7 protein-coding genes are annotated in these 4,828 nt (G+C 37.3%); 6 read left to right on the top strand and 1 reads right to left on the bottom strand.

All coding sequences use genetic code 11. The features are described from left to right. From AAF462_10155 to AAF462_10130, 6 genes are all read left to right on the top strand, one after another. The coding region (locus AAF462_10155; GenBank protein MEM7009483.1) for a Bax inhibitor-1/YccA family protein at positions 1–600 on the top strand (600 nt) is incomplete at its 5' end. Between the two features lie 10 nt (positions 601–610). Beyond that, positions 611–1,147 carry a hypothetical protein gene (locus tag AAF462_10150; protein ID MEM7009482.1) on the top strand — a complete coding sequence of 179 codons (537 nt, stop codon included), beginning with the start codon at positions 611–613 and terminating at the stop codon, positions 1,145–1,147. Positions 1,148–1,166: 19 nt separating this feature from the next. Further along, complete coding sequence (locus tag AAF462_10145; protein MEM7009481.1) at positions 1,167–1,580, top strand: thiol-disulfide oxidoreductase DCC family protein; 414 nt, start codon at positions 1,167–1,169, stop codon at positions 1,578–1,580. A gap of 13 nt (positions 1,581–1,593) precedes the next feature. After that, positions 1,594–3,219 (top strand): GNAT family N-acetyltransferase, encoded by a 1,626-nt coding sequence (locus tag AAF462_10140; protein ID MEM7009480.1) that lies wholly within the window; start codon positions 1,594–1,596, stop codon positions 3,217–3,219. 83 nt (positions 3,220–3,302) lie between these two features. Further along, positions 3,303–3,839 (top strand): YIP1 family protein, encoded by a 537-nt coding sequence (locus AAF462_10135; protein ID MEM7009479.1) that lies wholly within the window; start codon positions 3,303–3,305, stop codon positions 3,837–3,839. A 142-nt stretch (positions 3,840–3,981) separates the two neighbouring features. Next, the gene (locus AAF462_10130) at positions 3,982–4,518 is read left to right on the top strand and encodes a YIP1 family protein (protein MEM7009478.1); all 537 of its coding nucleotides are present in this window, start codon (positions 3,982–3,984) and stop codon (positions 4,516–4,518) included. A gap of 1 nt (position 4,519) precedes the next feature. Here AAF462_10130 and AAF462_10125 read toward each other — a convergent pair. Beyond that, positions 4,520–4,828, bottom strand: a 309-nt coding sequence (locus AAF462_10125; GenBank protein MEM7009477.1) for an alpha-isopropylmalate synthase regulatory domain-containing protein, incomplete at its 5' end; no start/stop codon positions are given.

Genomic DNA, 4,828 nt, shown 5'->3' with positions numbered 1-4,828 from the left:
GAGAGCGGCATAACAACTGAAGGAGGGCTTGAAAACGCGAGCCTTATGTACTGGCTATACGGCGGGCTGATTGGTGGATTGATTTTTGCATTTATAACTATTTTTAAGAAAACATGGGCGCCAATAACAGCGCCAATCTATGCGATTCTTGAAGGTTTAGCGATAGGCGGTATTTCTGCGATATTTGAACTTCAGTTCTCCGGAATCGTTTTTCAAGCTGTATCTCTAACTTTCGGAACACTTTTCGCTATGCTCGTTACATATAGATTAGGTTTAATAAAAGTTACTGAGAAATTTAGAATGGGAGTGGTCGCGGCAACTGGAGCAATATTTGTTGTTTATTTACTATCATTTGTTCTGGGCTTTTTCAGTATTAATGTGCCGTTTATTCATTCCGGAGGCACAATTGGGATATTATTTAGTTTGTTTGTTGTAGTTATTGCAGCGCTAAATTTGGTTTTGGATTTTGATTTTATAGAAAAAGGCGCAGAACATGGTGCGCCAAAATATATGGAATGGTATGGCGCATTCGGTCTTATAATCACTCTAGTATGGCTGTACATAGAATTTCTAAGATTACTATCAAAATTAAGACAGTAAGGAGATTGTCATGATTAAAATTGCCGGCAAATTGATTTTAGGATCTGTTCTTATTTCAGTTCTATCCTTTGGCTATCACAATTCTGTTCAGGCTGGCCAGGGCACACCTGAAGCACTTGCAGCAAATTTGGTTCGTGACATAGACGCAAAGAACAAAGCCGGCGTGGAGTCTCTAATTCATCCACAGATTGTCTCATATCTAAGAGTGACGGATCCACAAATGTTAGCGAATATAACAAACTCTCTAATGCAGTTAGAAATCCCTCCTGAATACAAAATGGGAGTAATCAGCCTTGATGAGCTAGGCAACAGCGGTATGGCGAGCTACGATAAATCTACAAAGACTCTAACTATGATGGGATCGCCTGCTTATTATAAATTCCCTCCTACTCATTTAATGGCACTTGTAGTAGAAACACAAAAGACTGTTGATGTGGATGGTAACAAAGAAATTAGAACTGTTAAAGTCCCACTGACACCAACTCCGCTTCCAATCGCACAATATCAAGGAAATTGGTATATTGTTATTGCGGTTGGAAAAAAATAATAGTTTTCCAGGCAAATTAATGAGTCCTAGTCATACTGAAAGTCCAGTGATTTTGTTTGATGGAGTTTGTAATCTGTGCACAGGGTCTGTGAACTTTATCATACAGAGAGATCCAAAAGCAGTATATAGATTTGCTTCACTTCAGTCCGAAACGGGCAAGGCACTTATGTCAGAATTTAACTTGGCAAACGAAGATTTTGATTCTCTAATATTATTTGAGAATGGCAAAAGTTATATAAAATCTACTGCAGTTATCAAAATTTCACGTCATCTAAGCGGACTATGGCCATTATTTCGTTTGTTAATAGCAATCCCAAAGCCTATAAGAGATTATTTCTATGATATAGTAGCCAAGAATAGATATAAATGGTTTGGGAAAAAACAGACATGCATGGTACCAAGTGCAGACATAGAAATGAGGTTCTTACATTAATCTGAATAAGCCTATGAAGCCAAAACTCGAGTTTAAAATTGCTACTGAAGACTGGGAATTCAAGCAAATTAATGAGCTCAATTATAAGACATTTGTAGAGGAAATTCCGCAACATGAATGCAATGAAGGCAGATTGCTTCTTGATAAATTTCACTCTGAAAATACTTATATAATATGTATTAGAGAGCGCAAGCTTTTAGGTATGATGGCCGTGAGAGACAAGAGGCCATTTTCTCTAGATAACAAGATAAAGGAACTGGATTCTTACCTTCCAGATCACAATTTTGCATGTGAATTCAGGCTTTTATCAATAGAGCATGATTTTAGGAACCTAAGAATAATTCAAGGACTTCTTATTGTTTTAGCTAAATTTGCTGATGAAAAGGGTTATGACATAGCGCTCATTTCAGCAAATGTAAATAGACTTAGGTTCTATGAGCAATTTGGTTTTAAAGCTTTTGGAAATGAAGTAGGTACTCAAGGGGCTAGATATCAACCTATGTATTTAACTTTGAAATCATCTTTAGAGTTTAGAAAGAAATCTAAAATAATGTCTAGAGTCCCTAATAATTTTAGTATTGAGAATGAGAATCTTATTAACCTCTTGCCAGGTCCGGTAACCCTTAAACCTGAAGTGAAAAAAGCTATGATGGACGCACCTGTGTCTCATAGATCTGAAGAGTTCAGAAAGGATTTTAATATTGTTAAAGATCAACTTTGTGAATTAGCAAACTCTAAAAGTGTAGAGATTCTTATGGGTTCAGGTTCACTTGCAAATGACGTAGTTGCAGCTCAATTAGGCCAAATAAAGGGAAAAGGTCTAATTTTATCAAATGGAGAGTTTGGGGAGAGGCTAATAGACCACGGACAAAGAATGGGCCTTAATTATGAAGAAATAACTATTGCTTGGGGAGATGTCTTTGATTATCAAGAGTTAAAGAGCTTTCTCTCAAATCATCTAGATATCAATTGGCTTTGGGCCGTTCATTGTGAGACTTCAACAGGTGTAATTAATGATATTGAGTCATTAGAGCAAATCTGCTCTAGTTTAAATGTGCGCCTTTGTTTGGACTGTGTAAGTTCGCTTGGAACACAGCCCGTTGACTTAAGAAATGTCTATCTTGGATCAGGAGTCAGTGGGAAGGGGCTTTCATCTTATCCAGGACTAGCATTTGTTTTTTATAACCATGGTATTTCACCCAACCCTGCTATCCCTAGGTACTTAGATTTAGGATTTTATGCAGAGCAGAACGGAATTCCCTTTACAATGTCTTCAAATCTAGTCTATGCTTTAGGGCAGTCATTATATAGTGTTGATTGGAAAACTAGATATTCTCAATTAGACCTAATAAGCTTGTTTACAAGAGATCGAATAAATCAGCTTGGATTTAATATAATAGCTTCTGATAAAAATTCAGCACCGGCAGTTATAACAATTTCACTTCCCCAATGGATAAACTCGTGCGATTTGGGTAGGGATCTTCAAGATGAGGGTATTTTGATCCATTGGACAAGCAAGTATCTGGTTGAAAGAAACTGGATTCAGATTGCATTTATGAGCACACAGTCAAAAAAAGACATACTTCCGCTGCTTAATTTCTTATCAAAGATTAAAGTGCCTCATAGTAAAGCTCTTTAGAAAAATTATTACTATCCTTTGACGAATCGAATTTAAAGTTTTATTATCTTTTTAATATTGAAAAACTGCAGGAGGTATTCCAAATGGCTAGCTTAGTTGACCGCATGCTAAGAGCATCCAAGCTCGATGTGAATTTGTATGAAGAAGTTGAAGCAGATCAAAGTTCTATGGGGCAGGCTGTAACTGTCGTTGTATTATCCAGTGTTGCAAGTGGTATAGGGACTATAAGTGTCTTAGGTATAAAGGGATTAATAATTGGTACAGTGTCTGCGCTGATTGGATGGTTTGTTTGGGCTTTTTTAGTTTATATTATCGGCACAAAACTCTTGCCTGAGCCTCAAACAAAATCTGACGTTGGTGAGCTTCTTAGAACAATTGGTTTTTCAAGCTCTCCAGGAGTGCTAAGAGTTTTCGGTTTTATTCCTTTTGTAGGGGCAATAATATCTTTTGCAGCTGGCATATGGATGTTAGTAGCAATGATAATAGCTGTTAGACAAGCTCTAGATTATAAAAGCACATGGCGGGCTATAGGTGTTTGTGCTATTGGATTTGTCATATATCTTGTTGTTATAGCGTTAATATTCTCACTACTTGGTCTTCCCGGTATGATGGCTGGCTAAACTTAGTAATTAAGCAATAAATACACGAAAGCAGTGGTGAATAAGGACATATTCTATACATTTTATATAGTTGCATTTTAAACTTGTATCCAATATCTTCTTATAAGCATCTAATATAGAAAGTTATAGGAGTTTTATATAATTGTTTATTTCCCGAATTATAAGAGCGCTTCTTTTAGATCCAAATTTATATGAAGAGATAGAGAACGATAAAAACTCGATCTTGCAAGCCATGATTGTGGTTCTGCTCTCAAGTGTTGCAGCCGGTATATACACATATGATTATGGCGGCGCTAGGGGTTTAGTTATTGGCACAATTGTAACATTTGCAGGATGGGTGTTAATGTCATTTCTGATCTATATAGTCGGGACTAAGCTCTTTCCTGAGACAGAAACCAAAACAGATGTTGGAGAAATCCTCAGAGTACTTGGTTTTGCCGCAGCACCGGGGATTTTTATATTAGTTGCTCTTCTTCCACTTATTAACCAAATAGTTTGGCTCCTGATTCTCGTAATATGGGTATGGCGGTTTGTGGCAATGATAATTGCAGTAAGGCAGGCGCTTGATTTTAAGAACACGTGGAGCGCTATTTGGGTTTGTGTTGTGGGACTTTTTGCATATCTACTTGTATATATAATTCTTTTGGCTTATGGTCTTCCTAAGCCGATCTGGAGCTAGATTATCCTCTGGCTTTGGCTGCTTTCTTGGCTTCATCTTTAAGAATTTTATAGTCAATGCTATCTATAAGCGCTTTCCAGCTTGCCTCTACTATGTTTTCTGAAACCCCTACAGTGCTCCAATCACTTTCTCCATCACCGGATTCAATAAGAACCCTTACAACTGCGTCAGTTCCCTGTTTGGTGTTAAGCACTCTTACTCTGTAGTCTTTTAACTTTACTTCTTTTAAGCTTGGATAGAATCTTTCAAGAGCTTTGCGAAGAGCCTGGTCCATTGCGTTTACAGGTCCGTTACCGCTTGCTACCATGTG

The organism is Thermodesulfobacteriota bacterium (genome assembly GCA_039028315.1).
In the GTDB taxonomy this organism is placed as follows: Bacteria; Desulfobacterota_D; UBA1144; order Nemesobacterales; family UBA2774; genus CR02bin9.
Note: the sequence above shows the minus strand (reverse complement) of the source record. Positions and strands in the feature narration are given on the sequence as shown.

Bases quoted from the DNA above. Each gene is read 5' to 3' on its own strand.
- AAF462_10140 (MEM7009480.1), top strand. From the start codon at position 1,594: ATGAAGCCAAAACTCGAGTTTAAAATTGCTACTGAAGACTGGGAATTC.
- AAF462_10145 (MEM7009481.1), top strand. From the start codon at position 1,167: ATGAGTCCTAGTCATACTGAAAGTCCAGTGATTTTGTTTGATGGAGTT.
- AAF462_10135 (MEM7009479.1), top strand. From the start codon at position 3,303: ATGGCTAGCTTAGTTGACCGCATGCTAAGAGCATCCAAGCTCGATGTG.
- AAF462_10150 (MEM7009482.1), top strand. From the start codon at position 611: ATGATTAAAATTGCCGGCAAATTGATTTTAGGATCTGTTCTTATTTCA.